Source organism: Bacillus sp. P4_D3 (genome assembly GCF_056401855.1).
Map to the genome: position 1 here is coordinate 1 of NZ_JBFUIN010000272.1, position 4,205 is coordinate 4,205.

A 4,205-nucleotide genomic window follows, 5' to 3' on the forward strand; every position below is an offset into this window, starting at 1 on the left:
CAACAAATCGTCCGGCAACAATCAAAGTAGACTTACTACAAAATGGCCAAGTAGTTGCGACGCAAGAAGTAAGTGAAGCAACAGGCTGGAAATATGGATTCAAAGACTTAGCGGCATACGATGCCGAAGGCAATGCGTACAAGTATGAAGTGAAAGAACAACCAGTGGATGGATATAAATCCGAAGTAAAAGGTTATGACATTACAAATACAAAAGTAGCACAGACAACAGTAGAAGGAACGAAAACGTGGAAAGATGGCAATGCGACAGATCGTCCGAAAACAATCAAAGTAGATTTACTACAAAACGGTCAGGTCATCAATACACAAGAAGTAAGTGAAGCAACAGGTTGGAAATATACATTCAAAGACTTAGCGGCATACGATGCCGAAGGCAATGCGTACAAGTATGAAGTAAAAGAACAACCGGTGGATGGATATAAATCCGAAGTAAAAGGTTATGATATTACGAATACAAAAATCAAAGAAAATCCAAAAGATCCGAGCATAGATCCAAAAGATCCAAGCGTAGATCCAAAAGATCCGAGCATAGATCCAAAAGATCCAAGCGTAGATCCAAAAGATCCGAGCATAGATCCAAAAGATCCAAGCGTAGATCCAAAAGATCCGGGCATAGATCCAAAAGATCCAAGCGTAGATCCAAAAGACCCGAGCACAGATCCAAAAGATCCAAGCACAGATTCAAAAGTTCCACCTACTAAAGAAAATAATAAGACATCAGTATGGCTTCCTAAAACAGGTGGAACATCAATGGAGATGATTTCATATATTGTAGGAATGTTGTTGATGGCTTTAGGTGGATTCGTATTTGTTCGTCAACGAATGAGATAAAAAGACTGGTTATGCTATAAAAAATCAAAAGGCCGTAAAGCGCTTTGTGTAAAACGCTTTGCGGCCTTTCCTTATTTTAAACTCTTTTGTTATAACAGGTTTTGCAATATGGGAAAGTGTATGAAAGACTTTAGTCTAACTTTTAGGTTTGGAATGAAATTACCGTTTTTTTCACAGAAAACTACTGGTTTGTAAACTAATACTTCATGGTTCTAGGATGTACCTAAAAAGATGAATAAGAGTTTTCTTTTTCGAGAGTAGATATAGGAAGGTTTATATTAACTGTTGTTCCTTTTCCTACTTCACTTTCAATAAGTATCTTTCCTTGGTGCTTTTCAATAATTTTATAACAAATCATTAATCCTAAACCGATACCATTTTCTTTGATACTATAAAATGGTTCCCCTAGATAAGGTAAACGTTCTTTTTCAATTCCACACCCGTAATCGGTAAATTGAATGTTTACCTGTTTTTTATCAGGTGCATATTCGATTTGAATCAAGATTTCCCCTCCCATTGGTGTTGCTTCAATCGCATTTTTTAAGACATTTATAAAAGCTTGCTTTAATTGATTTCCTTCACAAAGTATGAATGAAGTATCAGATGTAAACTCAGTTGTAATTTGTATGCAATTCATTATCGCTTGAGGTTCAAGTAACATTACGATTTGCTTCATTAATATATTCAGGTCATTAGTTTTAATTTCTAATGCTTCAGGTTTTGCTAATGTCATAAATTCATTAGTAATACTATCTATACGTTCAATCTCTGATAACACTATATCTATATAATGCTCAGTGTTCTTATTTTCCATTGGTTTTAATAACTGCATGAATCCTTTCATTGCTGTTAAAGGGTTTTTAATTTCATGGGCAATTGCAGTGGATAATTGACCTACTACAGCAAGTTTCTCTGATTTTCGTAATAATTCCTCTGTTTTTAGCCTTTCGGTGATGTCTCGAGAGATACTCAAGAAAACTTTTTTTCCATTCAAGTTAAACACACGAACAGAAAATTCAATTGTCATGGTCTTTCCTTTAGGAAAAACAAATTCATCTTGTAATGTGAAAGCAGTTTGCCCTTCTCTAATTTTTTCTATGATTCCTTGGACCATTGGAGAATCTGGCGGAACGTCACTAGGAAATGGCATCGAAAGAAGCTCTTCTCTACTATATCCAAACCTTTTACACGCAACAGGATTTACTTCGACAAAGCGAGTTGGAAATTGATCCTCATTCAGCTCCACTACATATACTGCATCAGTTGCTTGTTCGATGAGTGCACGGTATTTCATTTCACTGTCACTTAATTGCTGGTGTAATTGATGCAGCTCTCTTTCTGCTTGTTTCCTTTCAGAAATGTCTCTACAAATTCCTGATAAAGCAATTACATTGCCCCTTAAATCTAAAATGGGTGAAATTGTCAAGCTTACATCAATGAGCGTGTGGTCTTTTCGTTGTCTAACTGTTTCTACTCTATTTATAACAAGGTCTTTTGTATTAATATTTTTAATGTTTTTGATAGTTTCTAAGGTTTGATTCATTAAAAAATCAGGTACGCAAGGTAATTTTTTTCCAAAGCTTTCTTTTTCTGACCAACCAAATATCTTCTCATAAGCTTTATTCGCTTGTATCATATGTCCATCTAAATCAAATATAGTGATAGCATCTACGTTATGATTTACAAATGACTCCAGACGTTCTTTCGTCACCTTTAGTTCATCTTCCGCATTTTTTCTTTTCGTTATATCAACCGTAGAACCAACCACCTCAACCACTGTTCCCTCTCTTTTAACAGGCCTAAGAGAGAAAAGGATAATAGTCTCATCAGTTGGCCATGGCAGTTCGAAATTGACTTCTTCACCATCCCATGCCTCTTGATAATATTTTAGTAGTCGAGGAAGTAAATGAAATGGAACAATGGAAGAATCTATGGTCAGTAAACTTTTTCCTACCACTTGTTCGGAGTGAAACCCATGGTGATAAAATAACTGCCCATCACATAAAGTGTGGATAAAATCCCCATTTTCTTTTTTAAATTTAAAAATACCTCCTTGCAATTCATGTACGGTATCCCTTAATACTTGCTTTGATTCTAGTAAAGTTTCATTCGCTTTAGCTAGGTCTTGTGTTAAGTTATATAAATTTTGATAGGATTCCATAAGAAAAACACCAATTAAGAGTCCGCAAGATATAAATAATGTACCTTGGATGTCAAGAAGTATAAGTGAGATAGAAGGAAAAAAGAATCCAAATACCCAATGAATTATGGCTAGATAAACAGCTAGATAAAGAAAGACGCTTTTAAAGGGATGGGTATTTTTGAGATATGTTTTGAATATAGTATATATAGTAGCAATTCCTAAAGCAGCTATCAAAGCTGGTCCCCAATCACCACCAAGGTAGAAAATACGCATAAATAAAATAAACATTAACGTAATCCAGCCAGCTGTACGACCAAAATAAATAAACGAAATAATAAGAGGAACGGCTCGCAAGTCATAAAACAATCCCATGTGCTTAAAATTAAAAATCATCAAAATGGCAGCTATGATACCTGCATATGTGCCCCAAAATAAATGGATAAATTTATAATCCATTTTCCTTATAAATACTTGAATAAAAATAGCTGAACTAGCTAGGAAAGAAAAAATAGATAGATTAATGAAGAATCCTGTGAACAGCATGCCATATTCCCTCCTTTTTACACGTATTCGACAAAAAGTATAAAAATCCTACAATTTGCATCGTAATTAGTCTTATTATTCTAAAAGATAAGACTGTTTTTGGAGGAGAGATATGAGTAGTGATGAAAATTTAGCTCCTTTTTACCGGGATTTTCAATTGGGTGTGTTGGAAAACAATTTTTATATAATTTTCAGCACAAAAAATTTTCATTCCAGAGAAAATCACGTTCCAGATTTGTTTGTAATCGATTTTTAATGAATCGTTAATATATTTGGTATCGAATGAGATTATGTTTGTTATTCGGGATTTTAAGTGGCTTAAATAAAATTCCGAAAAAAAGAGGTGTGAGAATGATTTTTTAACGGATTACCCGAAAGAATTCTCCTTCCTCAAGCGTGCGCAGGGCGTAGCCCAACGATAGGCGGGAGATGAATTTCGGTTTGGCGTAGCCAAAAAGCGCGTAACTGTGCTTTTTATTTTCTATACGATATAATCAGTATTATAAGATAAAAAGGTTGGTATATAAATGAAATTAGATAGTAATAATCATTCAGTGTTCTTGTTGTATTATCATCTTGTGTTGGTTGTGAAATACAGAAGAAATGTATTTGATGATGATATGTCAGACTATGCAAAAGACATGTTTGTAAGGTTATCCGAGAATTAC

At 34.5% G+C, this 4,205-nt stretch carries 4 protein-coding genes; 3 read left to right on the forward strand and 1 reads right to left on the reverse strand.

The features are described from left to right. A partial coding sequence (locus tag AC1DTM_RS19080; RefSeq protein WP_477000661.1) for a Cna B-type domain-containing protein occupies nucleotides 1-851 on the forward strand: 851 nt, incomplete at its 5' end. A 223-nt stretch (nucleotides 852-1,074) separates the two neighbouring features. Here the strand turns inward: AC1DTM_RS19080 and AC1DTM_RS19085 are convergent. Further along, nucleotides 1,075-3,537 carry a PAS domain S-box protein gene (locus tag AC1DTM_RS19085; RefSeq protein WP_246908352.1) on the reverse strand — a complete coding sequence of 821 codons (2,463 nt, stop codon included), beginning with the start codon at nucleotides 3,535-3,537 and terminating at the stop codon, nucleotides 1,075-1,077. Between the two features lie 112 nt (nucleotides 3,538-3,649). Here AC1DTM_RS19085 and AC1DTM_RS19090 point away from each other — a divergent pair, with 112 nt between their 5' ends. After that, nucleotides 3,650-3,793: a hypothetical protein gene (locus tag AC1DTM_RS19090; RefSeq protein WP_002114510.1), complete on the forward strand. Its 144-nt coding sequence runs from the start codon at nucleotides 3,650-3,652 to the stop codon at nucleotides 3,791-3,793. Nucleotides 3,794-4,064: 271 nt separating this feature from the next. Further along, nucleotides 4,065-4,205 (forward strand): transposase (locus AC1DTM_RS19095; RefSeq protein WP_326996674.1); only part of this gene is annotated, 141 nt, incomplete at its 3' end.

Bases quoted from the DNA above. Each gene is read 5' to 3' on its own strand.
- AC1DTM_RS19085 (WP_246908352.1), bottom strand. From the start codon at position 3,537: ATGCTGTTCACAGGATTCTTCATTAATCTATCTATTTTTTCTTTCCTA.
- AC1DTM_RS19090 (WP_002114510.1), top strand. From the start codon at position 3,650: ATGAGTAGTGATGAAAATTTAGCTCCTTTTTACCGGGATTTTCAATTG.